This window comes from Thiomonas sp. 13-64-67, assembly GCF_002282795.1.
Taxonomy (GTDB): Bacteria; Pseudomonadota; Gammaproteobacteria; order Burkholderiales; family Burkholderiaceae_C; genus Thiomonas; species Thiomonas arsenitoxydans.
In genome coordinates, this window is record NZ_NCKP01000011.1 from 1 (window position 1) to 24,945 (window position 24,945).

The window sequence follows — 24,945 nt, forward strand, 5'->3', positions numbered from 1 at the left end:
ACTGAAAAGTAAATCCCGCCCCTGGTATAGAATGGCTGGCTTCGCCGGTGTAGCTCAGTTGGTAGAGCAGCGCATTCGTAATGCGAAGGTCGAGGGTTCAATTCCTTTCACCGGCACCAATAAAACGCAGTAAATCAAGCACTTACAGAACAAGCCCGACCTAACCAGTCGGGCTTTTTTTGTGCTTTGTGGGAGCGCATTCCCACTCAATTCCCACTGAGCGCAATCTTTTGCAAGGTCTCGCAAGTCTCGGCGTCCCACTGGATTCCCACTCAGCGCCACGAAAATCTTTTCTATGACGATTCACGGCCCGATAGTCATTGCCCCATAAGTTCTCACGAAAGCGCCCCGCCAGTTGTATTAGTCTTGACGGGGGTGTTATGCTTGCGCAACAAAGCACTAGGCAAGCATTGCAAGATAAGATAACATTCGTTTTATGGATTTCGAGGCCCGCCCCCAAACGCCCGCCGAGTGGCTTGATCTGCTCGGCCCGGAATGCTTTTGGCCTCACGCGACGCGGGAAGAGTTGGAGCGGCAGGAGGTTCAGCATGTCGTTGAAATTGCCTGGGCGAGGCGCTTCAAAAAAGAAAAAGAAGCCGCCCGCGCTGCGCTGCCTGTTCTCGTCGCCGCGCTTGTAGCGATGCTCATTCTTTTTATTAAAAGGGCAGGCGCAGCGGCCACCAGCGCCACCGCCACCGCCGCGCCCGCCGACCCCCAGGCGCTCGGCCTGGGTCTGCCCAGCCTCACTTTGACCCCCCGCCTTATCGCCCAGCGCCCCATCGCAGCCCGCGTCCGCGCGGGCCTGCTGACCTGATCTAAAAAAAGATCACCCCAAGCCGCCCGCGCCCCGTGCGCCGGCGGCTTTGTTGTTTTGCGCTCGCCCGCCTGCGCCCGCGTGGAGTGACGCCCCAAATCCTGATTGAGCGCCCCGATTTTTCAAGGGCAAGAGTCATGGATTCTTTGGAAAAAAATGTCACGCTGCGGGAGATTTCGCTCGCGATTCGACGCAGTTACAACGCAGTTCGCAACGAAGTTCGGCAAGAGCCGGGCAACCCGTCGCGGGGCACGCTGCGCCTGCACTTTCTGCATATCCCCCTTTTTCGCGTGGGCCGCGTTTGGCTGGCTCGGCAAAGCGATGTTCAAGCCGTGCTGTCGCCCAGCGCCGCGCCCGAACTGCAAGCCCCCGCCGCCGACCTGGCGCCCCGCCGCCGCCCAGGGCGACCCCGCAAGTCCAGCATCGCCGACCAGGCCGGGAGCCAAAAATGAACCGCGCCCGCATGCTGGAAGCTCTCAGCCCCGCAGCCCGCGCGAGAGTTGGGGAATACATCGACCCCGCCGACGCCTGGTTGGCCGAGCGCGAAGGCATCAGCCAAAAAAAGGCCCGCAATCGCGCACGGAATTTAGAGAGAAGCCTTGGCAAAAGCTGGCCGGACACACTGCCGGACCGCGCGCGGGTTGACCCCGAGGACTCACGCAATACCCAGCAAGCTCAAGGTTTTTACGGGCTCGACCCCTTGGAAATGCTGGCTGCGCTTGAGGCCGTGGCCGAGGCAATCGCCGCCGCGCAAGAGGACAAAACCCGCGCTCGCTTTATCGCAGCCGCGTTGCGTGAGGCCGAAACGCGGCAGATCGCCGATGTGTTTCATGTAACACAACGCCGCGCCCAGCAAATCAAGAAAAAACAGGTCGAAGATGCGATTGATTCGCAACAATTCGCGCTGTTTGAGGGGGGGGAAGAAGAATGAGCCACCCCATCGAAACACTGCTTTTGCCCCGGCTTGAGGGGGTCCGAAAGGCTGGGAAACGGGGCGGTGTGATCGCCTCGTGGCGAGCTTCCTGCCCTCTCCACAACCAAAAAAATGATGATTTGAGTATCGCCATCACGCCCGATGGCTCGCCGCTAATGCACTGCTTTTGCAGACATGGGGTGGGTGATGTTTTTGAGGCCCTGGGCTTGGACTGGACCGACCTGCACCCTCGCAGCTTCAACCCCAACATGCCCCACGCCGCGAGGTGTAACGGCGGGCCCAGCGCATGGCTGAGCGTCGCGGCGCTGACCGATGCGTTGCTACAAGCGCATGCCGATCTTCTATCACAAATTCAGATCGGTGAATTTGTGGGCGGGGCCGAAAAAATGATAGAGGCCGGGCGCATCGCGGGGGACTTGAAAAGAGCCGCGCGCGAGGCGATGAGGGGGGCGAAATGATGGAAGCAAAAATCAAAACCAATCGGGCAAAACAGCCAAAATCAGGTGGCGGCGAAGAAAAAAGCCCTTCCGCGGAGCTTGAATTCGCGATGGGCATCGAAGCGAACCCTAATTATTCGACCGACGGCTCAATTTTGTATAAATGGGATGGCGATATTTGGGAGCCACTTGAACCTTCGGCCGTCGAAAAACAGGCGTTCAATTGGCTTGCTTTGCATGACATTCATAAATCCAAGGCAAATCCACGCCTCGCGGCATCCTGCGCCGCCGCAGCTTTAATTAAGGCCCGCCCAACACCCAAAATAGAAGCTAAAGATCGCGTTATTTTACCCCTTCAAAATGGGTACTTGCATGTCGATTTCGGTGCTGGGATGTTGGATTTGCGCAATTCCGAAAGGGGGTTAGGCCTAAAATACAAAATCAAGTGCGATTTTGAGCCGGAAGCGCAAGCGCCGCTATTCCATAAATTTTTGTCGGAAATTTTGCCAGACGAAGAAACGCGAAATTTCGTCCAGGAATATGCGGGATACACCCTCATGCCAGATACAAGATTTCAATCGGGGATGTGGTGGCTGGGCAGCGGTGCCAACGGAAAATCGACATTGGTTGAAATTCTGGCCGCGCTGCACTCAAAAATCAGCACGCCGGGGCTCAATAATCTGGACGGATTTGCGCTTGTTTCATTGATCGGCTCAAGCCTCGCATGGGTCGATGAAACGCCGCGCCGAATCGATGAACAACGGCTCAAAACTTTAATTTCTGGGGGGGTTGTGCAGATTGATCGAAAATTTAGAGACCCGATCAATCTAAAGCCAATGGCAAAATGGATCATTTGCGGCAATGAATTACCTTCCATTTCAGATCAAACTCATGGATTTTGGAGACGCTTTGCAATTATTGATTTCAAGCGTCAGTTTCAAGACCACGAAAAAGACCCGATGCTCGCTCAAAAAATCATTCAGTCCGAACTTTCCGGTGTTTTGAATTGGGCCATCGAAGGGCTGACCCGGCTGACACAGCGAGGCCGCTTTCCTGCTCTCAGCAATGAAATGCGCGCCGTGCTTGCATCGGGTCAACGCGAAACAAATAATGTATTAGCGTGGTTTCAGGACGAGCGCGGAACAATCAGCGAGAACGCCTTGACGGAGCGCGGCGATGTATATTCAGATTATCGGTTTTTTGCGCAAAGTACCGGCACAATGCCGGTCTCAGCGGAGAGATTTTGGGCTCGTATCAAGCAGATCGCCCCAGAATTAGAATTCAAAGATAAGAAAATCGCCGGAAAAAAGTGCCGAATGGTCAATATCAAACTCGGAGAGCCCCCGTCGGCGTATTGATGATATGAAGATCAGCTTTCATGAATTTCAAGAACTTCAAAAATTGGCGGCGGGCGAAAAATTAGAAGCCCGAAGCATTCAACTTGATGAAAGCCAACGCGAAATATTTGAAGAGCGCGCCGCAATCTTTGAATTTTGCGCAGGATTGAATCGCAGCGAATCCGAGCGCCGGGCGCTCGCCGAAGCACTCGCCACGTCACCGCCCAACACTTAACAATCAACCTCACCAGGTCGAATGAATGCGCTCGAGTCGCGGGGAGAAGGTACACTCCGCGGGCATGATTGAAACCTACACGTTCAACAATCCTTCGGTTCTGCCAGCCGCTGTTCGAGCGCGCTGGCGATTCGCTGAAGTTGGGTCCGCATCCGCGGTTCTGGCGACGGTTTGCCCTGCCGAGTGGGCCGACATTGTTGACGTCCTGAGTACGTATTCGCTAGACCCGCCAACTTGGATGAAGGCCGGAGGCAACCGCGGCGAGGTGGCCAAGCAGATCGACGCAAAGTTCAGCGAAAAAGGCTGGCACGAGCTGCGGCTCGACTTGATCACTTACGGACTGATGTACACAAAGTCGGGCGAGCTGCATCGGCGATTGCCGAGAGTGGTGCAAGAGGGCTACCTGGTCGACAACGCCAAGGGCGGCGTTGCCCTCGATGTGGAATGGAATGCAAAGGACGGCAATCTAGACCGCGACTTCGGCGCTTACAGGGCTTGGCACGCCGCAGGCGCCCTCACTGCGGCCGTCTTGATCACCCAGGACCGCATCTCGCTAAAGGCGCTTGCCGAGGAACTCTGGGCGCAATATCAAACCACGCTGGACGAAGCGCAGCGCAACTCAAGATTGCCGATCGACGTGAACACGTCGACGACGACCAACTTTGACAAGGCCCTGTTGCGCGTGCGACGTGGTGCCGTCGGCGCGTGTCCGCTGCTCATCGTCGCAGCATGCCGTGAAACCTGGAATGGCCAACCCTATACGCCGCCCGCCGCTCCAGCGACCGCTTAGACTGACTTCGAAGAGCCCTCGTTGCTGCTACCAAGCGGCCGACCGCGGGGACGCATCGGCGTTTGAGCCACTTGCAGCAGCGCCCTGACGCGCTGGATTGGATAGTTCGTTTCTAGCGCCAGATCGCGCACGCTTTTGCCTTCAAGGTAGGCCTCGCGCAGCTTCATGCCAACCTCGCGCGCAATCTCGTCGGGCAGATGGGGATGTCCGTCGAGCTGGGGCAGGACCGCTCCGCCGGTGTAGCCCTTGTGGATAGCTCCGCGCGGCACAACATCATGCGCTGACTCGTTCCCCCATGCGCTCCAGCCGGGGCGCGGATGCCGCGCGAAAAGCTCCAGAAAGGGACCTGGGCTGCAGGCCTCGATCAGAGGGTACTGTTCATCCGGTTTGCGCGAGTGTTCGCGTTTGCGCGTTTCGATCATGTTCACCTGGGATCGGCCTGGTGCAAGGGTGCGAGCGTTCTTGCCGCGCACACCAAACAGGATGAGTTCAGTCACGTTGCGGAAGTAAAAGCCGACGCCGCGCCCGTCCGGCCCGCCGTCTTTGCGCCGTTTGGCCCACACGAGGTTGCTCTTGTACTGAAAGCCCCAGGCTCGCATGACCTCCAGACCTTCTGGCAGGAGCGCGTTGGGCACCCATAGATACAAGTGCGCGCTCGCTGCGGCCACAGCCGCCACGGGGAGCGCCTTGATCTCATCGAGCGTCATCGTGTCATAACGCGACAATCGTCTGTGCTCTGGCGCCACTTTCCCCGTCCGATTCTGAAACTGCCAAGGGGGATCGGCAAGGATGGTCGAAAAGCCCCCAACAACGTGAGGGAGGTCTGGGGTGGCGGGGTGGTTGATAGTGTCCATAACCCTATGCTACAACGTTCGGATCTTTTTGTAGATCTTTTTTTGGCGAAGGCGCGTGCAGCCACAAAACCCACGCCAACACAAGACCGAGCCACGCGTTGGGTGGCAAGTTGGTGGCAGGTTAAGCGTTATACCTGCCACCAACTTGCCACCCCTGGAACCCGCATAAAACCTTGCGTTTCAAGGTGTAATCGTTATTCGGTGGCAGGTGGCAGGTTGTTTTGCAAACACCTCTGCACACGCATGCATGAGCGCGCGCGTGTATTAATTGATCAAGTAACTTGCCACCTGCCACCTTTTCCAGGATTTTGTAATGAATTCAATGGCTTAAGAGGTGGCAGGTTGCCATTTCAACCTGCCACCAACCTGCCACCTGCCACCTTCCGGCCAAAGGCACGGGCCGGGGGCGGCCCGTTAAGAAAAGATACGCGCGGCGCAAGGTATTAAACCTAAAAGCCCACAGCAGCCCTTCCAACTTCCGACCCTACACCCCCCCTAACCCAACCCATTAAGACCGCCAGCGGCCCGCAAATCAAGCCGCACCACCACCCAGCCCGCCCTGCGCGGGCCTTTTTTTTGCCCGCCGCTCGGCTCGCCCACCCCAACTCAAAAAAATTTCGCGCGCCGGTGAATACCTATACCCACCAACCCACAACCCCAGGAGCACGGAAAAGTGAATATCCCCCAAACACCCCAGCCAAATCAAGACCCCGCCGCCACCCAATCAGCCTACACAAAAATCAGGCGCGAATTTTTTGAAGGGCCGCTCGACACCCCGACCGCGCGGGCCGAGGTCCTGCAAAAAGAAGCCCAACTCGCTGGGATTTTTGATACTGATTTTCAGTGCGCGCAGTTGATTTTGGAGTGTTTCAACAGAATCAAAACGCGAACCTCGATTTCTCATTATCCCGCCGCGGTGTCGCTCGCGCTCGGCATCGCTCTATCCCAAATCCCCGCCCAACTCAAGGAATCAGCATGAAAAACTATCTCATCAAGCACCAGGCCCCGGGCGTCTATTCCATTTCCATTTTGGCCGATGGCCTCGAATCCCAAATTCTTTTGAATTCTCGCGAAACCATCTTTTTTCAGCTTGTTTTGCAAAGCATGGCCGAGCGACTTGAGCAAAAGCCAGGCGCACAAATGACCCCCGCATGGGGCCATTCCAACCTCAATTAACCCTTCACCCCACTAACCCGAAAGGCAAAACCATGAAAACCCAATTCATCAAAATGCAGTCCGAACACACCGCCCTCATTCTCTTTTTTGCCCTGATCTTCTCGATCATCGGCGCGGTCATCGCGGTTATATCGCATTACTCACCACCGGCTTATATCCTCGCCTCCGCGGCGCTGGGCGTAGCAGCGGGCGGGGTTATCTCATCGCGTCGCGAATCCCGGTTTATCGCCTCGATTTTTCAAGCCGAAATCGACAAGGCCGATGAGATTGTGCATTTACACACTCAACACCTTTACCCACTTCGCCCGACCCGCGCGCAGTGGCTCGAATCGAATTTCAATATTCAAGGCGAGCCGGTATTTGACGGCGCGACCCTCGATGCCCTGATTTATCGATAAACGGGGCGAGCGCATGGCGGGTTAATACTTTCCGCCGCGCGTATTTTGGGTTAACGGGCCGCCCCCGGCCCGTGCCTTTCCACCATGATCGGAGTTCATGAAATGTCCGCAGACATCAAAACCCCCGAGCAAATCAAAATCGCATTGGCGGCCATCCGCCTGCACGGCCATATTCTCGCCTGGGCTCTCGGCTTTATCGCCGGGTTCGCCTTATGGTTTTGGTTCGGGTTATCACCCCGCCCGCAGGTGCAGGCCGGTCTTCTCTATTATCTAGCCGCCGCGTTTATGCACTGGCTGGGTGCATTATCTTGGTTCCCCCGTTTGAACACGGTTTATATTCAAGACACAGGGGTTAGCCTTTGGCCTTATCTCATCCCCTGCCTGATTGCCGGGTTTGTCGCCGCCGCCACCGCGCTGTTATCTCGGTTCTGGCTGCTTTCCCATTTGCAGCATAAGGCCTTCACCCCGACGCCGGACAAGATTATGCGCGGAGCCAACCCATCCCCACAATCAGCGCAATCCAAGCTCGATGAAATGGAGTAACCCATGAACCTCATTTCGGTCCACCAAAGTCACGGGGATAATCCGCCTAAGCGGATTATCAAAACCCTGCTGGTTTGCCGGTTGATTCCGCTGCGCTTCATCAACCTAAAGAGGGCACACACTACGCATGGTATGCAAACCCCGCAAGCCCAAGCGCAGCAAGGCCCGGAGCCTGTCACAAGCCATTCCTTGCGCTGTGACAGTTTCGCGCCCGCCACCCTCTAAGAACCCCTGTCACACCTAAAAATTTCGCTGCCCGATGAATGAGGGTGCGGGGGAGCAATCCAGCGCCCCACATCAACCTAAAGGCACAGTATGTCCAGACGATATATCAACTTCGGAGTTACGGCAGAGGATTATCAAGCCATCAAGTCGCTGGCTGACAAATCCGGCATGAGCGCGGGACAGTATTGCCGCATGCGCGCATTAACAGAGTCAAGTTTGACCGGCATCGAGGAAGCGCAGCGTCAAATGCTTGAATACCAGCAAACTAAACTGATTGACCGAGAAACCATGAAAGGAGTTATCGAGTACCTGAATAACAACATGCCCCGGCTTATTCACGATTATTTCCAAGCGCACCGCGCGCAGCGTTAACACCACCAAGGAGAGTCACCATGTCTTATTACCTCACTTTTTTGTCTTCCGTTCTATCATTTGGAGCGGGCCATCTTTTTATGGCCTTAATCGCCGCCTCACTGATCGGGCTTGTCGGCGCTTATGCGATTTACAAAAGGCGCGGATTCGACACCCTGAATCTCGCTTCATTCTTAACCATCGCTCTTTTTTCCCTGCTTTTTTTCTTCGGCATGCTGAGCCCGATTTTTGGCCCGTCGAATATCTCAAACACGGGTAGCACGCAGGCGTTGCCCGCTTTGATGCTTGGCGCATTTCTGTTTTTCTCAACGTCTCTGATTGCCCCGGCATTCAGCAGAAAGGCAGACGGCAATAAATATCGCGCGCTTTCTCGGTTCGGTATTATCGCCTTCGCAGTTGCCCCGCTGTTGTATTACGCCCTGGGTTTCAGCCTGCCCGTTTTATCGGGGCCGATTGTCGCTCTTGCGTCATTCATTTTTATGGGCGCATCCAATCGGCTTGAAAAGGCGGGTATTTGGTCAATCACGACCGAGAATTACAACACAAGGGAATTGCACTTTGCCGCGCTGGTGTATGCCCGCGAATCCATTGCCCCGATTTTTCTTCTCATTTTCGGTGCGCTAGGATGGTCTGGCTTTTATTCAAGCACATTTGAGCCCATCTATTTGTTTGCTGAGACATTTCCAGGGGGGTATCAATGGGGCCTCTCCATTGGCTTTGCCGCATCGGCTTATCTTCTCTTTATTTCCCTCGGCCTGGCCCTGTTTTTCGGTGCGCTCAAATACATCACCGCGCGCCACAGTTTTGAGTTGATGCTGGGCCTGAGCAATAACACCCGCAAAACCTCATCGCTGCGCGGAGCAAAAAAGAGCCAGGGCTTGCAAGACAAGCTCGACCAACAATAACCGCAACCCATCGCCCCGCAACATTTCGCGGGGCGATGAATGCCAGTATCACCAACCTATTTTAGGAGCATCGTCATCATGGGCTTTTTCTCAAAACCTGAATCCCTGCAACAAAAGCAATCCGCCGCGAATACACCCGCCGCACCAGCCGCGCCGGCCGATGATTACCGCATCACCATTGGAAGCCTTCGCATCCCCCGGCGTCTTGAAAATCGCGGCTTCATTTTTTCGGGGTCGCCGGGCGTGGGCAAGTCGGTGTCTGTGACTAACATCATCGACACCCTCGACGCCCGCCCAGGTGCGGACTTTGGCCTAATTTCTGATCGCAGCGGCATTTACCTTTCGCGCTATTACAACTCGCAGCGCGACGCGATTCTGAACCCACTGGACGCCCGCGCGCCGGCATGGTCTCTTCTCAGCGAGTTCGATGATGAGCACAGCGCGCTCGTCCTGGCTCGCGCGATCATCCCGGACGGCGAGGGATCGGGGGCGGAGTGGAATTCGTATGCGCAGGCCTTCATGCAAGCGATTCTTTCGTATTGCTGGCAGCGCAATTTGACGAACCGCGACATCCTTAACCTGTCGATTTTTGCCGCGCTGGAAGAACTCGACGAAGTGCTGTCCAAAAGCCCCGCCTATGGACTGATCGCGCCGGGGGCCGAAAAAATGTTCGCATCGGTGCGGGCCATCGTCTCAACTTACCTCACCCCATTTTCCCGCCTCGACCCGGACGCGGGGCGCGATGCTTTCAGCATTCGCGCATGGGTCAACCAGCGCGATCAGGCGGGAAAGGGCTGGCTGTTTTGGAACTACACAACGAGCCAGATGTACCCCCTTCGCCCGCTGATCGCGGCGCAGGTGGACATTTTTTGCGAAGCCTTGATGACTCTGCCCCCCGATGAAAAGCGGCGCGGGTGGCTGATTCTGGACGAATTTTCGAGTATCGGGAAAGTCTCAAACATTGAAAATTTTGTGACGAACGCTCGCAAGCATGGGGGGTGCAGCATTCTCGGCATGCAAAGCATCGCGCAAATCAATGCGTTGTATGGCGAGCAACCCGCGCGCTCGATTCTGTCGTCGGTGGGCTCAAGCCTCATTCTTCGCACGGCCGACGCCCAAACTGCCGAGTATTTGTCCCAACAAATCGGCGACCATCAAATAAGCCGCTGGGTCAACTCCAAATCATCGAGCACGAGCAGCAGCGCCGGCGGGGGCGGGTCAAGCCAAAGCGAAAGCGCGAGCGAGCAAATCGCGATTGAACGCATTTATTTGCCGTCGCAGCTCATGAAGATGAAGGATCTGCGAGGGGTGCTGAACCTGGCCGGCGACGTGCCGGTGTGCGAGGTTGATCTTCCCATCCCGCAGCAGCGTCAACCTATCGCAGAGCCCTTCACCAAGCGCGAGCGCCCCGCGCCCGTGCTGACCCAAGCGTCACGCCAGCCGGAGCCGCCCGCCCCGGCATCGGCCCCGGCGCTCGACGCGCTGGACGACCTTCTTTAACCCCACCGCCCGGCCCGCGCCGGGCGATCTCCACCATGAGGACAAGTCATGATTTCATTCAGCGCCATCAAAAGCGGTGAAGCCGCTGCGGGCTATTACTCAAAAGAACAAGCGGCTGCCGAGTATTACTCGGGCGAGGCTACGCCTTCGGCCTGGCGCGGAAAGGCCGCCGCCGCGCTGGGCCTTCGCGGCCAGGTCAATCAAAATGATTTGGTTCAAACCCTCGGCGGTCGCGTGGTTGACGCCACCGGCCCGCGCGAATTGGGGCGGACTGGGGCCAACGGCGAAAGAGAGCATCGTGCAGGCTATGACCTCACGATAAGCGCGCCAAAAAGCGTCAGCATCGAGGCCCTTGTGCATGGCCGCGAGGGCGCGGCCAACGCGCACCGCATCGCCGTGGCCGCCGCGCTGGACTACTTGCAAAGCCACGCTGCGCAAGCGCGCATCGGCGGCAAAACCATACGCACTGGCAACCTCGCGATTGCCATATTCGAGCACGTCAGCAGCCGCGCGAAAGACCCGCAACTGCACATCCACGCCCTGATTGCGAACCTGACCCTCGACCCCACCACGGGGCGGGCTTACAGCCTGAGCAACGAGCGGATTTTGGCCCTCCGCCGAGCCGCTGATGCGGTGTATCACTTAATCCTTTCTCGCGAGCTACAGAAAGCGGGCTATGCGGTGACTCACGACCGCGAGGGCCGGGTTGAAATCGCCGATTACAGCCGCGATGACCTCAAGGACTTTTCACAGCGCGCCCAGCAAATCGAGGCGGCGCTGGCCGAGCGCGGCCACACGCGCGCCACAGCAAGCCACGACATGCGCCAGATCGCCACACTTGCCACGCGCGACGGCAAAGACCTGCCGGAAACCCGCGACGCCCACGCCGCCCGCTGGCAGGCCCAGGCCGCAGCGCTGGACGTGAAGCCTGCCGCGCTGCACAGCCCCCTCGCCATCGCCGCCGACCGCACCAAGCCCTCAGACGCCGCCCGCGAGGCGGTGGAGCAGGCCAAAAAGCATTTGACCGAACGCGAATTTCTTTTCCAAGACAAAGACCTGCACCAGCAGGCCGCGCGCTTTGCTGCCGGGGCCTGCGACTGGCAAGCGATTGAAAAAGAGATCGCACGACAAGAACAATCGGGTGACTTGCTGCGCGACGGCGACCGCTACACCACCGCCGCGGCGCAAGCCGCAGAGCGGGACATGGTGCAACAGGCCGAAGCCGGGCGCGGGGCGCATGAAAGCGTGATGAACGCGCGCGAGTTCGGCCAATCGCTTGATGCCTTCGAGACGCGAAAGGGCTTTGCCCTGACCGATGAGCAGCGCCAAGCCGCCCGGCAAATTCTGACCGGCGATGACCGTTTTCAGGCCGTGCAGGGCCTGGCCGGCACGGGCAAGACCACGATGCTTGAGTTTGTCCGCGAGGCAGCCGAAGCCAAGGGTTGGGCCGTCATCGGGCACAGTAACGGCAGCGAGCAGGCCTCCAAAATGGAGCAAGAAAGCGGCATCAAAACCACGACCACCGCAAAGCACTTGATCGAAGAGCGGCAGGCCCAGGAATCGCGTGTCACCAGCCCCATCATCAAACCCCACACGCGCGAACTAAGGATCATGGACGAAGCCAGCCAGGCAGGGCAGCGCGAGGTCAACGCCGTGCTTCGCACAACGGCCGATGCCGGGGCGCGGGCCGTGTTTTTAGGCGACTCCAAGCAACACCAGGCCGTCGAAGCCGGGCGGGCGTTTGAGCGCCTTCAATCGCATGTGCCGACCGCAACGCTCGGGGCCGACAGCATCCGACGCCAGCGCACAGATGACATGAAATCGGCTGTGCGCGACGTGCTCAACAATCAGCACACGAAGGCTTTACAGCGCATCGAAGTCAAGGAGTCGCGGGGCGCTCAGGACGCTCTAAAACCCGACGCATCGAGGCATGAAAAGCGCGAGGCGGCGAAGCTCGACAATGCCCAGGTCATCAAGCAGATCGCCAAGGACTACACCGCGCTCTCGCCAGAGCAGCGTTCAAAAACGCTGATCGTGACCGCGACGAATTCGGATCGTCGCGCGATCAATCAAAGCATCAGACAAGAACTCAAGGAGCGCGGCGAACTCGGCGCGGGCGCGCAGGTGACAACCCTGCGCAAAGCCGACATGAGCGCTGTTGAAAGCAAGCGCGCTGAGAACTACCAGCCCGGCCAAATCCTGCAAACATCGAGCAAAACCGAGCGTTTTGAGCGCGGCACGATGCTGCACGTTGAGCGCGCCGACAGCCGCACAAACACACTGCATTGCCGTGACACGCAGGGCCGCGAACACATCATCGACCCGGCACGGCTCAAGACCCAGGCCTACAACCCAGAAGCGCGCGAACTAGCGGCAGGGGACCGCTTGCGATTCACCGAAAACCACAAATTGCCAGACGGCACGGCAGTTCGTAACGGGCAGGCCGCGCACGTTGAAAAAATCGATGGCGACCGCGTGCACTTGCGGATCGGCGAGGGTGATAAAGCTCAGCGGGTCCAGATCGACCAGCGCGCCGCGCTCAAGGTTGAGCACGCCTATTCAAGCACCAGTCACGCCGCGCAGGGGCAAACGGTGGACAGGGTTTTCATCCATCACAACACGGAAGGCGGCAAGCATGGCGACCGGGAAACTTATGTGAACCTCACGCGCGCCCGCGATCAGGCCGTGCTCTACACGCAGGACACCGAAAAAGCGGGGCGGCAGGCGGGCGCTGCGCTCAACAAGACCAGCGCGCATGACATCCAAAAAACAGACGCCCTTTCCCGCCTCATTTCGCCTGCCGCCGAATCCAAGCAAACCCCCCAAGCCGAAAAGCCGAAGGAAGAAAAAACCCACGTCCGCGAGCGCAACCGCGAGCACGGCATGACTATGTGAGGACTTGAAAAATGGAACACGACAAACAGAAAGAGCGCATCGCGCACGCTGACCAAATCGCCGCCGAAAACCGCGCCCATGCCGACCGCCTGGCAGCGGACGCGCGGGCTCACGCTGACCGCATCGCAGCCGAAAACCGCGCCCACGCCGACCGCTTAGTCGCAGAGCGGCACGCGCAAGCCGAACGTCTAGCTGCTGAGCGCGGCAAGCCGCAAGGCATTTTTGATCGAGCGCGTGAGGCGTACAAATCCGCACTTGAAAAGCGCCGCGAGCAACATAAGCCGCAGCGCACAGAACAGCCGGGGCGCAAGCCTGCCGACATGCGGCACGTTGACCCCTACATTGCGACGCTGGCCGCGCTGCGCGCCGGTCGCGATCAGATGCAGCCGGGTGACCCGTTGCGCGAAAAATCCGCAACAGTTCCCGCCACCAACCCCGAACCGTTGCGAGAAAAGACCGCAACCGTTCACACCGCCCACGCCGAACCGTTGCCAAAAAGCCCGGCAACCGTTCCACCCCAGAAGGCTGAACTCACTCAGGCCCACGCGCCGGAGCGCGACGGCCTCGGCGATCTGCTCCGCAGCCGCCCGGACTCTCCGCCAAGCCCCCCGCAACACAAGCAGGGCCGCATGGGTGAAGATTCAAATTCCAGCACCAGCGACGCCGCAGCATCAGGCGGCGGCAGCGACGACACCACCGGGGCGCGAGCAGCCCCCGTGCTGGGCCAGCAGGCCCCGGAGCAGCAATTCCACCAGCCCCATCAGCACGCGCCGCTGCGCGGAAAGGATGACTCTTACCAAACCACCCAGCAAGCGCAAAGACCAGCGCCCGCCGCACAGCAACAACAGCAGGCACTGCAGCAGCGGCCCGAGTCACAACAGATCAAGCGCCCAGCGCCCGGCCATCCGCGCCAGGCCAACAAGCCAGACACGCCCGCGCAGGCTTCGCGCAGCCGTGCCGACGATCCACGCTTCGCAAACATGATGACGATGGACCCGCCAAAAGTCGCACCGCCCGAACGAGCGCAGGCACAAAGTGCGACGCCAGCGGCCACCAAAGAGGCGACAGCCCAACCCACAGCGGCGGCGCAGGCCGGGCATGCCAAGTCTGAGACAACAGCGCAGAGTCAGAACCACACGCCAGCCCAGCAGCCCGGCGACAAGCCCGCCGCGCAACAAACAACCACCGAGAAATCGCAGGACGCGCAGCAGAAAAGCGAACAAAAAAAAGAGGTTGTGCAGCGCGAGGCGCGCAGCGAGGCCGCGCAGCAAACCCAAAAGGCACAGTCCTTTGTGCAAGGTCGAGTCGCCGAATCCAAGGCGCAAAGCGCAGGCTTGCAGCGCCAGGCAACAAGCGAAGTGCAGGCCACAAAAAGCCGTTTGCAGCGCGAGGTCGCGACCCGACAAAACGCCGCGCAGCGCATGCGAGACAACACCAAATCCCGCTAACCCCAGCCCGCCCGTGCGGGGCTTTTTCTTGCCCGCTCGCTCAAAAATTTCGCAGGCTGATGAATGAGTGCAGGCCCGGCATGTCGCCGAGCCACATCTGAAAGGTACAACATGAAAATCTCGAAAATCACGCTTGCACTGGCCCTCGCCCTGTCGGGCATCGGCGCAGCGCAGGCACTGACCACGCAGCAGGCTCTGAACATTACGCAGAGCGCCGTGATCGCCGGGACGACCACCAACGGGACAGCTACCGGCGTCGGACTGGGAACAGAGACCGCGCCGCAATGCCGCCCGGTCTCTGCCAACGTGCCGACCGGCATCGGCGGCACCTGCCCGACAACCGCCGCAGCGCCCGGGGCGACTGGCCCGGACGTGCGCGCAATTGGATTTGCCGGGCGTGGCATCGCGGAGCTATCGGCCTTGCAAGCGCCGACTGTGTTCGGCCCGAACGGCTTTGGCGTGGCGGTCGGCGTGGGCTCCTACTCCGGGTATGGAGCCATCGGCGCGAGCGTGGCGCAGCAGTTCCACATCGACGGGCACCCCGCTGCGTTTTCCATCGGCGGGGCCATGTCGGGCAGCGGCGCGCAGCCCGCCCTGCATGCCGGTTTCAGCATGGGGTTCTGAGCGCTTTGACCACCCACAGCGGCCCGGCAACGGGCCGCGTACCCAATCGGAGAACACTATGCAGAAGCTGAAACTCACTTCCTTATCCATGGTTAAAAAATGGAAAGCATCAAACAAACAGACCGGCTCCCGGTTTATCGTGAAAAAATGGCCCGCCACGAGGCCCTGCGCGCGGCTTATCACGCATGCCCCGACGTGACGCCGGAAGAGAAACGCCGAGTTGAAGTTCAGGAATCGCAAATTGCGGCGCTCAGCATGGGGCGCCTGCAAGCGGCGCATCGCATTCTCTGGGCCTTCGACCGGGTGCAGGTCATGACACGGCACAAAGACCCGCAAAAACCGGAAGTCCACGCGGACGTGCCGCAGGACTACGCCGCCGCGGTCGATCATGCCTTGTTTTTTGCTCGCGATGTCTGGCTGCGAGAACTCAACAGCCAAACCAAAAAAACCGACGTGGACTAAACCGCCGTGAGGCGCGCCACCGACCCCGCTGCGGCGGGGTTTTTCATGCCCGGAAAGCTCTCTTTTTCTTGTAGGAAACCTCCCGGAAAGGCGCAGGATTCTTGCAGGTTTCCTCTTTCTTTCTTGCAGCTTTCTAGTCAGAAACATACAAGTTTCCTAGTTGAAAACTTACAAGTTTCCTCTGACTTTCCAGCACGAAACATACAAGTTTCTAGTGTCTTTCTTGCGGGTTTCCTGGGTCTTTCTTGGGTCTTTCTTGGGGCTTTCTTGCTTGATTCCGGGGCCTTTTTGAGATGCTCGGCGGCTGCGTCGGTGGACTTTTCCAGCGCATCAGCAGGCAAGGCCGGGGGTGTCCCTTCGGGCCGGGCTGTCAGGCTTCGCCCCGAGCCCCCGCGGGTCTCGGCCCTGCGGGTTTCCATCCCTCACCCAACTGCACGCCGCCGCGCGGCGCTCAGGCCTTCCCAGCGGCCCGCTTGGGCGGGCCGAGGGATACGCCGCTGCGCGGCGTTAACAGGGCTTTGCCCTGCATGACGCGGGGTGAGCCTGTTTTTGCGCGAGTCCGCCGGGCGGTTCTCAACGGTCAGCCGGGCTCACGACTTTCTGCGCCTATCAGGATCGGGCGCAAGCGCCCTCTGCAAGCGTCACGCCAGCCCAAAAGCGGGCTGTCATGCCGCTTGCAGTCCTGATTGCCAGTCACGCCCTTCGGTCGTGCCAGGCACCGGCTTGAAAGGTCGTTTTGTGAGAGCCCGACCGACCGATGAGAACCTCAACCACCCGGAGAACCACCATGCGCACAGACAACCTCAACACCCCCCGCGGCATGCAGGGCAAAGCCCTGTCCACGCAGGCCCTCACTCCCAATGAGGGGGTGAAAACCGAACAAAAACTGGTGCTGATGAGCTGGGCCGAATGGACCGCGACACCCAAGGATTACAGGCTTTCCAGGGGCACGCAGCGATGGGTGATGCGCGCACACCCGGCGGGCGGCGTCGCGCTGTTCCCCGTGCATATCACCGGCTAACCCCCGCCCGGCGCGATGGCCGGGCACCAACACCAGGAGCGACCACCATGCAAACACAAGCCACCACCGCCCGCGAATTCTTCGGGGAGCCCATCAGCATCTACACCCGCGCCCAGGCTATCGAAGACGGGCAACTGATCGACGTGTCCACCACCGCCCGCGATGCCGGCATCGTGTGGCCGGTCGCCATGACCTCGGCCGCCTGGGCCGATTGCGTGGAGTGGACGGACGCCACCGAGAAGCGCAAGGGCTACACCGGGCAGAGTGAATCCGGGCGGCTGTGGGACGTGTGCTGGATGCTCTCGCGTGTGGTCTTGCGCGCCGCCCGCCAGGGCCTGCAAGCCAGCCCAGCGAATCCCATGTACGTCGAAATGCTGCGCACCCCGCGCGAAGGCCGGGGCATCAAGCCGCGGCTGGTGCACCTGAAATTCATCGTCGGACCGGACGACAACGGGCGGCCCTGCATCACGGTGATGCTGCCGGGCGAGGATTGAACCCAAGCCCCCCGCAATTTCGCGTGGCTGTGAATGGAAGCAAGGGCGCAAGCCGGGCGCCGAAGACCCGGCAATCAAGTTAGGAGCTTTGAGATGAATGCAAAAACAATTGGCGAACTTGATTTTGTCGCCGCGAGCCGTCTGCGCGGGCAGTTCACCGACCCGCGCCGGGCGGTGTCCTATCAGTTCGCCCACGCAGAGGGAAAAAGCCTGTTAGTGGCCTGGACTGGCGTAGCCTGGCGGTGCGTGTATTGGTTTACCGGCCAGCCGCTCGACGCCGCCGACGAAGAAGAGGCCACAGCCATGTGCGAGGCAGAGGCACGGGCCGGGGCGATGTGGGAAGAAGAGCAGCAGGCGCAGCAGCGCCTGCGACTTGTGGCCTGATCCCCCCCCCGGAAGCCTTGCAAATTAAGGCTTCCAGCCCATGCCCACTTTCCGCCCGCTGAGATGCGGGCATTTTTTTGCGTTGTTGATAATTACAGTTATCTTTAACGGGAAGTCACCCCAGCTTCGCCGCCAGCTTCTCGGCCTCAATGTGGGTGTACCGCTTGAGCATGGAAAGGCTCTTGTGGCCCGTCATGCTCGCTACCTCCATGACGCCAAGGCCCTTCTCAAAGAGGCGCGACGCGGCCTCGTGGCGCAGGTCGTGAAATCGCAGATCGGCCAGGAATGCGGGATCTGGCTTCTTGCTTTTCTCGGCGCAGTCGGCTTCGTACAGCTTGCGCGCGCTGGACTTGCAGCGCGTCCAGGTCTTCTCGAATGAATCCGACGCCGCCCAGCCGAACACCCGCCCGTCAATCCGGCGCGGCAGGCTTTGCAGCGCCGCCACCGCCGCACTGGACAGCGCCACGGTGCGGCTCTCGCCGTTCTTGGTGTCCACCAGATGCGCGGTGCGCCGGGCGAGATCGACCCGCGACCATTCCAGCCCGAGCAGTTCGCCCAGGCGCATGCTGGACTCCACCGCCAGCGTTATGACCTGTGGCAGCCCGCCTATGCGGGCACGAGCGGCCCGAGCAGCACGCAACAGGTAATCTAGCTCACCGGCAGTCAATCGCCGGTCACGCCCTCTTGGCTTGGCTGGCTTGCGAATCCCCCGCACCGGGTTGCCAGCAGGCAGTGCAATGCTCAGTTCTTTTTCGATGAATGTGAACACGGCGGACAGCACGGCGAGATAGCGCATGGCGGTAGCCGGAGCCAGCCCGCCGGACAGCAGTTCATCGCGCCAGTCCGCTACATCGACCGCGCGAATGGCGGACAGGAGCAGCGGCCCGAACCGCCCCCGCGCAGCGGATAGCGCCGCCTGGTTCTTGCCGGGCTGTTTCAGCGAACGCAGCGGCCCGGCTTCGTACCGCGTCAGCACTTCGCTAAACAGGGTCTTGCCCGCGTCATCGCGCAGCACGGCGGCATTGCCGCGCTGCAATTCGCGCTCGACTTCGCGCGCCCAGGCTTCAGCATCAGCTTTCAGGTCAAACGTGCGCGACAGCGTGGGCATTCCCCTGCGTCGAATCTGCACCATCCAGCCCGCTTTCCGTTGCTCAAAGTACGCCATGTCCAAACCCCCGATTCCCACTAGATTCCCACAAACCAATGGAAAAATACTAGCAGATCAAGCATTCATGCGGGTTGCAGCGCGTTTAATTTAGCATTCGTAATGCGAAGGTCGAGGGTTCGACTCCTTTCACCGGCACCAATAGTCCTTAAAACCGCCCTAACCGGCGGTTTTTTTGTGTCCGATCGCCAGAAAAAAGAAAAATCCCAAGTGAATCAATCACTTGGGATTTTATTCTGGCGGAGAGAGGGGGATTCGAACCCCCGAAGGGCTATTGACCCTTACACGCTTTCCAGGCGTGCGACTTAAACCGCTCATCCATCTCTCCGAGAACTTTCGACTATAGCAGACGAGGGCTCCCGGCTTGGGGGCTTCACGGTCAGTGCGTTTTGCCGAGTTGGTCGAGGATGGCGGGATTTTCGAGGGTGGAGGTGTCCTGGGTGACAGCCTCGCCCTTGGCCAGAGAACGCAAAAGACGGCGCATGATCTTGCCGGAGCGCGTCTTAGGCAGGTTGTCGCCGAAGCGGATGTCCTTCGGTTTGGCAATGGGGCCGATTTCCACGCCCACATGGTTGCGCAGTTCGGCCGCGATTTTCAGGGCTTCCTCGCCTTCTGGCCGGGTGCGTTTGAGCACGACGAACGCGCAGACGGCTTCGCCAGTGATGTCATCCGGGCGGCCGACCACGGCGGCTTCGGCCACCAGCGGGTGGGAAACCAGGGCGGATTCGATCTCCATCGTGCCCATGCGGTGGCCGGAGACGTTGAGCACGTCGTCGATGCGGCCGGTGATGGTGAAGTAGCCGTCATTGGCGTCGCGAATGGCGCCATCGCCTGCCAGGTAGTAGCCGCCCAGTTCTTCGGGGTAATAGCTTTTCTTGAAGCGTTCGGGATCGCCCCAGATGTTGCGGATCATGGCTGGCCAGGGCTTTTTGATGACCAGAATGCCGCCGGTGCCCCAAGGTACGTCGTGGCCGGTTTCGTCCACCACTTCGGCGGTAATGCCGGGCAGTGGCAGAGTGCAGGAACCTGGCACCATGGGCGTCGCGCCAGGCAACGGGGTAATCATGTGGCCGCCGGTCTCGGTCTGCCACCAAGTGTCGACAATGGGGCAGCGACCGCCGCCGATGTGCTCGTAATACCACTCCCAGGCCGCGGGGTTGATGGGTTCGCCGACGGTGCCGAGCAAGCGCAGGCTGTCGAGCTTGTAGTTGCGCGGGTGCACGGCGGGGTTGGTCTCTGCCGCCTTGATGAGTGAGCGGATGGCCGTGGGCGCGGTGTAGAAAATGGTGACCTTGTGTTGCTCGATCATTTTCCAGAAGCGTCCGGCGTCTGGAAAGGTCGGCACACCCTCGAACATGATTTCGGTGGCGCCGCAAGCCAGCGGGCCGTAGGCGATGTAGCTGTGCCCGGTCACCCAGCCGATGTCGGCGGTACACCAAAACAGGTCGTCCGGGCGGATGTCGAAAGTCCAGAGCATGGTCAGCTTGGCCCAGAGCAGATAACCCGCGCTGGAATGCTGCACGCCCTTGGGTTTGCCGGTGGAGCCGGAGGTGTAGAGCAGAAACAGGGGATGCTCTGCCTCGACCCAAACCGGCGGGCAATCCGGGCTCTGGGCTGCAGACAGTTCGTGCATCCAGAGATCGCGGGGGGCGGTGAAGGCCACGTTGCCGCCAGTGCGCTGATAGACCACGACATGTCGGATGGTGTCGCAGCCGCCGAGCGCCAGGGCCTCGTCGACGATGGCTTTGAGCGGCAGCGATTTGCCCCCGCGTCGCTGTTCGTCGGCGGTGATCACCAGCACGGCGCCTGCGTCTTCGATACGGTCGCGCAGCGACTGCGCCGAAAAGCCGCCGAACACGACCGAGTGCGTGGCCCCGATTCGGGCGCAGGCCTGCATGGCCACCACGCCCTCGACCGACATGGGCATATAGATCACCACGCGGTCGCCCTTGTTCACCCCGAGGGATTTGAGTGCGTTGGCAAAGCGGCCCACCTTGTCGAGCAATTCGGCGTAACTCACGCGGGTGACGGCGCCGTCATCGGTCTCGAACACGATCGCAGTCTTGTCGCCCTTGCCGGCCTGCACATGCACATCCAGACAGTTGAAGGACACGTTGAGCCGACCATCATCGAACCATTTGTAGAACGGGGCCTGGCTGTCGTCGAGTGCGTGGGTGAAGGGATGCTGCCATTGCAGGTTTTCCCGCGCCATGCGCGCCCAGAAGCCGGTGTAATCGGCCTCGGCCTCGGCGCAGAGGGCTCGATAGGCGTCCATGCCGGAAATGCGGGCGGACTGCACGGCTTGCTGGGGGGGGTAATAAACCTTGCGTTCGTGCGGGTGTGTGGCGGTGTCGCTCATGACAGTCTCCTTCGTTTTGTGAAATCTCAGCGCAAAGGCGCAGGAAAAAACATTGCTATCTGAATTTTGCGCCCTTACGTAGCCCTGACGGCAGCCCTGACGCTGCACCTCGAGCATAGTGCGCAGCGCTGGCGTGGGGATGAATTGGAGCGAGACGGTGCCCTTCTAGAATCGCGATTCAATCCCCGTCACCGGAACCGCCATGCCTCGTCCGCCCGACCTGCCGCACGTCCCCTTCATCCCCCGCCTGCTGTTCATGAGCCGCTGGTTGCAGTTGCCGCTTTATGTGGGGCTGATCCTGGCACTCGGGGTGTATGTCTTTCACTTCTGGGTGGAACTCAGCGATCTGGTCGGCGCGGCATTGGGCAATCAGGCCTCGCTGGCACACCTGCTCGAAGCCATCGCTGTGCGCAATCCTCTGCCCGTGGAGGATGCGCAGGCTCTGGCGCATGGCGCCGCGCCCAAGCTCACCGAGACGACCATCATGCTGGTGGTGCTCAGCCTGATCGACGTGGTGATGATCGCCAATCTGCTCATCATGGTCATCGTGGGCGGATACGAAACTTTCGTGTCGCGCATGTACCTCGAAGACCATCCCGATCAGCCGGAATGGCTGTCGCATGTCAACGCCTCGGTGCTCAAGGTCAAGCTGGCGATGGCCATCATCGGCATCTCGTCCATCCACCTGCTGCGCACCTTCATCAACGCCGACGCCTATAGCGTGAAAGCGTTGGTGGCGCAGACCACCATCCATGTCGTGTTCTTGCTTTCGGCCATGGCGATCGCCTACACCGACCGCATGATGACCCGCACCATGCTGCTGGGCCATGTCAAGGCGGACGAGGCTCATTAGGCCCGCCGCCTGTCAATCCCGGCACCACCTATTTCATCCACAACAAACCGTTCACACCATGACCACCGTTATCCGTGCCGCCGATTTGCGCGACAGCATCGCCGCAGCGCTGCAGTTCATCAGTTACTACCACCCGGCCGACTACATCAGCCATCTGGCTAAAGCGTATGAGCGCGAGCAGTCGCCTGCGGCCAAGGACGCCATGGCGCAGATTCTGACCAATAGCCGCATGTGCGCCGAAGGGCATCGCCCGATCTGTCAGGACACGGGCATCGTCAATGTCTTTCTCGACATCGGCCTGAACGTGCGCCTGGAAGGCTTCGACGACGGCCTCGATACAGTGGTCAACGCCGGGGTACGGCAGGGTTATCTCGACCCCGACAACGTGCTGCGTGCCTCGATCGTGGACGATGCGATTTTCGCCCGCAAGAACACGCGCGACAACACTCCGGCCGTCATCAACGTCAACCTCGTGCCCGGCAATACCGTGTCGGTGAAGGTCGCTGCCAAAGGCGGCGGCAGCGAGAACAAGAGCAAGTTCATCATGATGAACCCCAGCGACAACCTGGTCGATTGGGTGCTCGCCACCCTGCCGACCATGGGCGCCGGTTGGTGCCCGCCGGGCATGCTGGGCATCGGGGTTGGTGGCACGGCCGAGAAGGCCATGCTCATGGCCAAGGAAGCGTTGATGGACGATATCGACATGTCCGATCTGCTGGCACGCGGCCCGCAAAACAAGCTGGAAGAACTGCGCATCGAGTTGTTTGAAAAGGTCAACGCGCTGGGCATCGGTGCTCAAGGTCTCGGCGGCCTGTCCACCGTGCTGGACGTGAAGATCAAGACCTACCCGTGCCACGCGGCCAGCAAGCCGGTGGCCATGATCCCCAACTGCGCCGCCACCCGCCATGCCCACTTCGTGCTCGATGGCAGCGGCCCGGCCTTTCTCGATCCGCCCAGTCTCGACCTCTGGCCCCAAGTGCACTGGCAGCCCGATGCCGCACGCAGCCGCCGCGTCAATCTCGACACCCTGACCCGAGAAGAAGTGGCGAGCTGGAAGCCGGGCGACACCCTGCTGCTCTCGGGCGAACTGCTCACCGGGCGCGATGCCGCGCATAAGCGCATTGCCGACATGCTGGCGCGTGGCGAAACACTGCCCGTCGACTTCACCAACCGGGTGATCTATTACGTCGGCCCGGTCGATCCGGTGCGCGACGAAGTCATGGGCCCGGCCGGCCCGACCACCGCCACCCGCATGGACAAATTCACCGAGACCATGCTCGCGCAGACCGGGCTGATTGCCATGATCGGCAAGGGCGAACGCGGCCCGGTGGCGATCGAGGCGATCAAAAAGCACCGCAGCGCCTCGCTCATGGCCGTGGGCGGCGCAGCGTATCTGGTGGCCAAAGCCATCAAGGCGGCGCGCGTCGTGGCGTTTGAAGACCTGGGCATGGAGGCGATCTATGCCTTCACCGTGCAGGACATGCCTGTGACCGTGGCGGTGGACGCGCAGGGCATCTCGGTGCATCAGACCGGCCCGGCACAGTGGAAAGCGCGCATCGCGCAAATGCCGCAAATTCCCATCACTGCCGTCTGAACGCCCCTGATGACCGCTGACCACCTCGCCTGCGACCCCGCGCGCTGTCCGCTCTGCGGTCAGCCCAATGCGTGCGCGCGGGCCGCGGGGGATGAATCGGCCACTTGCTGGTGCGTCAGCGCGCGCTTTGCGCCGCAAACCCTGGCACGCATTCCGCCTGCGTGCATCGGCTTGGCCTGTATCTGCCCGCAGTGCGCGGGTGCCGAGCCCGCTCAGCCAAGCCGTCGCGCATGAGCCCAACCCCGAAGCTCGGCGTCTTCGATTCCGGCGTGGGCGGCCTCACCGTGCTGCGCGCGCTGCGGGCGCAGTTGCCGCAAGCCAGCCTGATCTACGTCGCCGACTCGGCCCATGCGCCCTACGGCGACCGACCCGACGATTTTCTACAGCAACGCGCACGCCAGATCACCCGCTTTCTGATCGGGCAAGGCGCGCGCCTCATCGTCGTGGCCTGCAACACCGCCACCGCGGCGGCCATCGCCGTTTTGCGCGCGGAATTCGATCTGCCCTTCGTGGGCATCGAGCCCGGCATCAAGCCCGCACTGGCGCGCAGCGACGCGCGGCGCGTCGGCGTGCTGGCCACCCCGTCCACCCTGCGCAGCGCCAAGTTCCGCGCGCTATTGCACACCCATGCCGCCGCAGCCGAGCCGGTGCTGCAGCCCTGCCCCGGTCTGGCCGACGCGGTGGAGCGTGGCGATCTGCAAGCGCCGCAGGTGCAGCAGTTGATCCGTCAGTTCTGCGCGCCGCTGCGCACAGCCGGCTGCGACACCGTGGTGCTGGGTTGCACGCATTACCCCCTGCTGGCCGAGCAGATTCAGGCCGAGCTCGGCCCCCAAGTGCACCTGCTCGACACCGCCGAGCCCGTGGCGCGGCAAGCCGCGCGTCTGTGGCAACAAACAAGCGCACAGAGGCCCGAACTGCCGCAGATCTACACCAATGGCGATCTCGCCGTGCTGCGTCGCATGGCAGATCTTTGCGGGTTGCAAGACGCCGCCATCCATCGCTGGAACGAAGTCGCCGCTTGATCGCACCGCCCTGCCCTGCAGAAAACCGCTGAGGCGGGGACAATGGCATGCGATGCTTTATTCCACGCAGGCCGCGCGTTGCAGCTCCTGCCAGACTCTTACTT

27 protein-coding genes, 2 tRNA genes and 1 pseudogene are annotated in these 24,945 nt (G+C 60.5%); 26 read left to right on the forward strand and 4 right to left on the reverse strand.

Annotated elements, in window-relative coordinates; genetic code table 11:
* Positions 1–43 precede the first annotated feature (43 nt).
* From B7X30_RS04725 to B7X30_RS04760, 8 genes are all read left to right on the forward strand, one after another.
* A tRNA-Thr gene (locus tag B7X30_RS04725) sits at positions 44–119 on the forward strand.
* 317 nt (positions 120–436) lie between these two features.
* Positions 437–814 (forward strand): hypothetical protein, encoded by a 378-nt coding sequence (locus B7X30_RS04730; RefSeq protein WP_286729413.1) that lies wholly within the window; start codon positions 437–439, stop codon positions 812–814.
* 137 nt (positions 815–951) lie between these two features.
* Entirely contained in the window at positions 952–1,266 is a 315-nt protein-coding gene (locus tag B7X30_RS04735) for a hypothetical protein (protein ID WP_286729415.1), read from the forward strand.
* Positions 1,263–1,745 (forward strand): hypothetical protein, encoded by a 483-nt coding sequence (locus B7X30_RS04740; protein ID WP_286729418.1) that lies wholly within the window; start codon positions 1,263–1,265, stop codon positions 1,743–1,745. The genes B7X30_RS04735 and B7X30_RS04740 overlap by 4 nt, the downstream gene beginning before the upstream one ends.
* Positions 1,742–2,206, forward strand: coding sequence for a hypothetical protein (locus B7X30_RS04745; RefSeq protein ID WP_286729421.1), 465 nt, complete (start codon positions 1,742–1,744; stop codon positions 2,204–2,206). Before B7X30_RS04740 ends, B7X30_RS04745 begins: the two co-directional genes overlap by 4 nt.
* Positions 2,203–3,543, forward strand: coding sequence for a DNA primase family protein (locus B7X30_RS04750; RefSeq protein ID WP_286729424.1), 1,341 nt, complete (start codon positions 2,203–2,205; stop codon positions 3,541–3,543). The genes B7X30_RS04745 and B7X30_RS04750 overlap by 4 nt, the downstream gene beginning before the upstream one ends.
* 4 nt (positions 3,544–3,547) lie before the next feature.
* A complete protein-coding gene (locus B7X30_RS04755) occupies positions 3,548–3,757 on the forward strand; it encodes a hypothetical protein (protein ID WP_286729427.1) in 210 nt (69 codons plus the stop codon).
* 64 nt (positions 3,758–3,821) lie between these two features.
* Positions 3,822–4,547: a BglII/BstYI family type II restriction endonuclease gene (locus tag B7X30_RS04760; RefSeq protein ID WP_286729429.1), complete on the forward strand. Its 726-nt coding sequence runs from the start codon at positions 3,822–3,824 to the stop codon at positions 4,545–4,547.
* Positions 4,548–4,810: 263 nt separating this feature from the next.
* Here B7X30_RS04760 and B7X30_RS04765 read toward each other — a convergent pair.
* Positions 4,811–5,401 (reverse strand): annotated as a pseudogene (locus B7X30_RS04765) (MT-A70 family methyltransferase); the annotation flags it as partial.
* A gap of 673 nt (positions 5,402–6,074) precedes the next feature.
* On the opposite strand from B7X30_RS04765, the gene B7X30_RS04770 reads away from it, so the two are divergent.
* The 14 genes from B7X30_RS04770 (at position 6,075) to B7X30_RS04835 (ending at position 17,848) form a co-directional block, all read left to right on the forward strand.
* Positions 6,075–6,380, forward strand: a complete 306-nt coding sequence (locus B7X30_RS04770; RefSeq protein ID WP_286729435.1) for a hypothetical protein — start codon at positions 6,075–6,077, stop codon at positions 6,378–6,380.
* The gene (locus B7X30_RS04775) at positions 6,377–6,577 is read left to right on the forward strand and encodes a hypothetical protein (RefSeq protein WP_286729437.1); all 201 of its coding nucleotides are present in this window, start codon (positions 6,377–6,379) and stop codon (positions 6,575–6,577) included. The genes B7X30_RS04770 and B7X30_RS04775 overlap by 4 nt, the downstream gene beginning before the upstream one ends.
* 32 nt (positions 6,578–6,609) lie before the next feature.
* Positions 6,610–6,975 carry a hypothetical protein gene (locus B7X30_RS04780; RefSeq protein ID WP_286729439.1) on the forward strand — a complete coding sequence of 122 codons (366 nt, stop codon included), beginning with the start codon at positions 6,610–6,612 and terminating at the stop codon, positions 6,973–6,975.
* Positions 6,976–7,077: 102 nt separating this feature from the next.
* A complete protein-coding gene (locus tag B7X30_RS04785) occupies positions 7,078–7,518 on the forward strand; it encodes a hypothetical protein (protein WP_286729440.1) in 441 nt (146 codons plus the stop codon).
* A 315-nt stretch (positions 7,519–7,833) separates the two neighbouring features.
* Positions 7,834–8,115 carry a plasmid mobilization protein gene (locus B7X30_RS04790; protein WP_286729441.1) on the forward strand — a complete coding sequence of 94 codons (282 nt, stop codon included), beginning with the start codon at positions 7,834–7,836 and terminating at the stop codon, positions 8,113–8,115.
* Between the two features lie 20 nt (positions 8,116–8,135).
* Positions 8,136–9,020, forward strand: coding sequence for a hypothetical protein (locus B7X30_RS04795; RefSeq protein ID WP_286729443.1), 885 nt, complete (start codon positions 8,136–8,138; stop codon positions 9,018–9,020).
* A 78-nt stretch (positions 9,021–9,098) separates the two neighbouring features.
* The gene (locus tag B7X30_RS04800; RefSeq protein WP_286729444.1) at positions 9,099–10,520 is read left to right on the forward strand and encodes a type IV secretion system DNA-binding domain-containing protein; all 1,422 of its coding nucleotides are present in this window, start codon (positions 9,099–9,101) and stop codon (positions 10,518–10,520) included.
* 48 nt (positions 10,521–10,568) lie between these two features.
* Entirely contained in the window at positions 10,569–13,415 is a 2,847-nt protein-coding gene (mobF, locus tag B7X30_RS04805) for a MobF family relaxase (protein WP_286729446.1), read from the forward strand.
* 11 nt (positions 13,416–13,426) lie between these two features.
* Positions 13,427–14,863, forward strand: coding sequence for a hypothetical protein (locus tag B7X30_RS04810; protein ID WP_286729448.1), 1,437 nt, complete (start codon positions 13,427–13,429; stop codon positions 14,861–14,863).
* Positions 14,864–14,974: 111 nt separating this feature from the next.
* Entirely contained in the window at positions 14,975–15,487 is a 513-nt protein-coding gene (locus tag B7X30_RS04815; protein ID WP_286729449.1) for a hypothetical protein, read from the forward strand.
* 147 nt (positions 15,488–15,634) lie between these two features.
* The gene (locus B7X30_RS04820) at positions 15,635–15,949 is read left to right on the forward strand and encodes a hypothetical protein (protein ID WP_286729450.1); all 315 of its coding nucleotides are present in this window, start codon (positions 15,635–15,637) and stop codon (positions 15,947–15,949) included.
* Positions 15,950–16,736: 787 nt separating this feature from the next.
* Positions 16,737–16,970 (forward strand): hypothetical protein, encoded by a 234-nt coding sequence (locus tag B7X30_RS04825; RefSeq protein ID WP_286729451.1) that lies wholly within the window; start codon positions 16,737–16,739, stop codon positions 16,968–16,970.
* Between the two features lie 47 nt (positions 16,971–17,017).
* Positions 17,018–17,464 carry a DUF6573 family protein gene (locus B7X30_RS04830; protein WP_286729452.1) on the forward strand — a complete coding sequence of 149 codons (447 nt, stop codon included), beginning with the start codon at positions 17,018–17,020 and terminating at the stop codon, positions 17,462–17,464.
* 93 nt (positions 17,465–17,557) lie between these two features.
* Positions 17,558–17,848, forward strand: a complete 291-nt coding sequence (locus tag B7X30_RS04835; protein ID WP_286729454.1) for a hypothetical protein — start codon at positions 17,558–17,560, stop codon at positions 17,846–17,848.
* Positions 17,849–17,963: 115 nt separating this feature from the next.
* Here the strand turns inward: B7X30_RS04835 and B7X30_RS04840 are convergent, their stop codons facing one another.
* From B7X30_RS04840 to acs, 3 genes are all read right to left on the reverse strand, one after another.
* Complete coding sequence (locus B7X30_RS04840; protein WP_288060368.1) at positions 17,964–19,013, reverse strand: tyrosine-type recombinase/integrase; 1,050 nt, start codon at positions 19,011–19,013, stop codon at positions 17,964–17,966.
* Between the two features lie 237 nt (positions 19,014–19,250).
* Positions 19,251–19,341 (reverse strand) — tRNA-Ser (locus B7X30_RS04845).
* A gap of 51 nt (positions 19,342–19,392) precedes the next feature.
* The gene (gene acs, locus B7X30_RS04850; protein ID WP_286729458.1) at positions 19,393–21,372 is read right to left on the reverse strand and encodes an acetate--CoA ligase; all 1,980 of its coding nucleotides are present in this window, start codon (positions 21,370–21,372) and stop codon (positions 19,393–19,395) included.
* Positions 21,373–21,574: 202 nt separating this feature from the next.
* Here acs and B7X30_RS04855 point away from each other — a divergent pair, with 202 nt between their 5' ends.
* From B7X30_RS04855 to murI, 4 genes are read left to right on the forward strand one after another with little or no spacing between them, the layout of a single operon-like run.
* Positions 21,575–22,225: a YqhA family protein gene (locus B7X30_RS04855; RefSeq protein ID WP_286729459.1), complete on the forward strand. Its 651-nt coding sequence runs from the start codon at positions 21,575–21,577 to the stop codon at positions 22,223–22,225.
* Between the two features lie 58 nt (positions 22,226–22,283).
* Positions 22,284–23,819 (forward strand): fumarate hydratase, encoded by a 1,536-nt coding sequence (locus B7X30_RS04860; RefSeq protein ID WP_286729460.1) that lies wholly within the window; start codon positions 22,284–22,286, stop codon positions 23,817–23,819.
* A 9-nt stretch (positions 23,820–23,828) separates the two neighbouring features.
* Positions 23,829–24,053 (forward strand): cysteine-rich CWC family protein, encoded by a 225-nt coding sequence (locus B7X30_RS04865; RefSeq protein WP_286729461.1) that lies wholly within the window; start codon positions 23,829–23,831, stop codon positions 24,051–24,053.
* Positions 24,050–24,841 carry a glutamate racemase gene (murI, locus tag B7X30_RS04870; protein WP_286729462.1) on the forward strand — a complete coding sequence of 264 codons (792 nt, stop codon included), beginning with the start codon at positions 24,050–24,052 and terminating at the stop codon, positions 24,839–24,841. The genes B7X30_RS04865 and murI overlap by 4 nt, the downstream gene beginning before the upstream one ends.
* Positions 24,842–24,945: the final 104 nt, after the last annotated feature.

Excerpts from the sequence above, each read along its gene's own strand:
- B7X30_RS04730 (WP_286729413.1), top strand. The coding sequence starts at position 437 with ATGGATTTCGAGGCCCGCCCCCAAACGCCCGCCGAGTGGCTTGATCTG.
- B7X30_RS04735 (WP_286729415.1), top strand. The coding sequence starts at position 952 with ATGGATTCTTTGGAAAAAAATGTCACGCTGCGGGAGATTTCGCTCGCG.
- B7X30_RS04740 (WP_286729418.1), top strand. The coding sequence starts at position 1,263 with ATGAACCGCGCCCGCATGCTGGAAGCTCTCAGCCCCGCAGCCCGCGCG.
- B7X30_RS04745 (WP_286729421.1), top strand. The coding sequence starts at position 1,742 with ATGAGCCACCCCATCGAAACACTGCTTTTGCCCCGGCTTGAGGGGGTC.
- B7X30_RS04750 (WP_286729424.1), top strand. The coding sequence starts at position 2,203 with ATGATGGAAGCAAAAATCAAAACCAATCGGGCAAAACAGCCAAAATCA.
- B7X30_RS04755 (WP_286729427.1), top strand. The coding sequence starts at position 3,548 with ATGAAGATCAGCTTTCATGAATTTCAAGAACTTCAAAAATTGGCGGCG.
- B7X30_RS04760 (WP_286729429.1), top strand. The coding sequence starts at position 3,822 with ATGATTGAAACCTACACGTTCAACAATCCTTCGGTTCTGCCAGCCGCT.
- B7X30_RS04775 (WP_286729437.1), top strand. The coding sequence starts at position 6,377 with ATGAAAAACTATCTCATCAAGCACCAGGCCCCGGGCGTCTATTCCATT.
- B7X30_RS04780 (WP_286729439.1), top strand. The coding sequence starts at position 6,610 with ATGAAAACCCAATTCATCAAAATGCAGTCCGAACACACCGCCCTCATT.
- B7X30_RS04785 (WP_286729440.1), top strand. The coding sequence starts at position 7,078 with ATGTCCGCAGACATCAAAACCCCCGAGCAAATCAAAATCGCATTGGCG.
- B7X30_RS04790 (WP_286729441.1), top strand. The coding sequence starts at position 7,834 with ATGTCCAGACGATATATCAACTTCGGAGTTACGGCAGAGGATTATCAA.
- B7X30_RS04795 (WP_286729443.1), top strand. The coding sequence starts at position 8,136 with ATGTCTTATTACCTCACTTTTTTGTCTTCCGTTCTATCATTTGGAGCG.
- B7X30_RS04800 (WP_286729444.1), top strand. The coding sequence starts at position 9,099 with ATGGGCTTTTTCTCAAAACCTGAATCCCTGCAACAAAAGCAATCCGCC.
- mobF (WP_286729446.1), top strand. The coding sequence starts at position 10,569 with ATGATTTCATTCAGCGCCATCAAAAGCGGTGAAGCCGCTGCGGGCTAT.
- B7X30_RS04810 (WP_286729448.1), top strand. The coding sequence starts at position 13,427 with ATGGAACACGACAAACAGAAAGAGCGCATCGCGCACGCTGACCAAATC.
- B7X30_RS04815 (WP_286729449.1), top strand. The coding sequence starts at position 14,975 with ATGAAAATCTCGAAAATCACGCTTGCACTGGCCCTCGCCCTGTCGGGC.
- B7X30_RS04820 (WP_286729450.1), top strand. The coding sequence starts at position 15,635 with ATGGCCCGCCACGAGGCCCTGCGCGCGGCTTATCACGCATGCCCCGAC.
- B7X30_RS04825 (WP_286729451.1), top strand. The coding sequence starts at position 16,737 with ATGCGCACAGACAACCTCAACACCCCCCGCGGCATGCAGGGCAAAGCC.
- B7X30_RS04830 (WP_286729452.1), top strand. The coding sequence starts at position 17,018 with ATGCAAACACAAGCCACCACCGCCCGCGAATTCTTCGGGGAGCCCATC.
- B7X30_RS04835 (WP_286729454.1), top strand. The coding sequence starts at position 17,558 with ATGAATGCAAAAACAATTGGCGAACTTGATTTTGTCGCCGCGAGCCGT.
- B7X30_RS04840 (WP_288060368.1), bottom strand. The coding sequence starts at position 19,013 with ATGGCGTACTTTGAGCAACGGAAAGCGGGCTGGATGGTGCAGATTCGA.
- acs (WP_286729458.1), bottom strand. The coding sequence starts at position 21,372 with ATGAGCGACACCGCCACACACCCGCACGAACGCAAGGTTTATTACCCC.
- B7X30_RS04855 (WP_286729459.1), top strand. The coding sequence starts at position 21,575 with ATGCCTCGTCCGCCCGACCTGCCGCACGTCCCCTTCATCCCCCGCCTG.
- B7X30_RS04860 (WP_286729460.1), top strand. The coding sequence starts at position 22,284 with ATGACCACCGTTATCCGTGCCGCCGATTTGCGCGACAGCATCGCCGCA.
- B7X30_RS04865 (WP_286729461.1), top strand. The coding sequence starts at position 23,829 with ATGACCGCTGACCACCTCGCCTGCGACCCCGCGCGCTGTCCGCTCTGC.
- murI (WP_286729462.1), top strand. The coding sequence starts at position 24,050 with ATGAGCCCAACCCCGAAGCTCGGCGTCTTCGATTCCGGCGTGGGCGGC.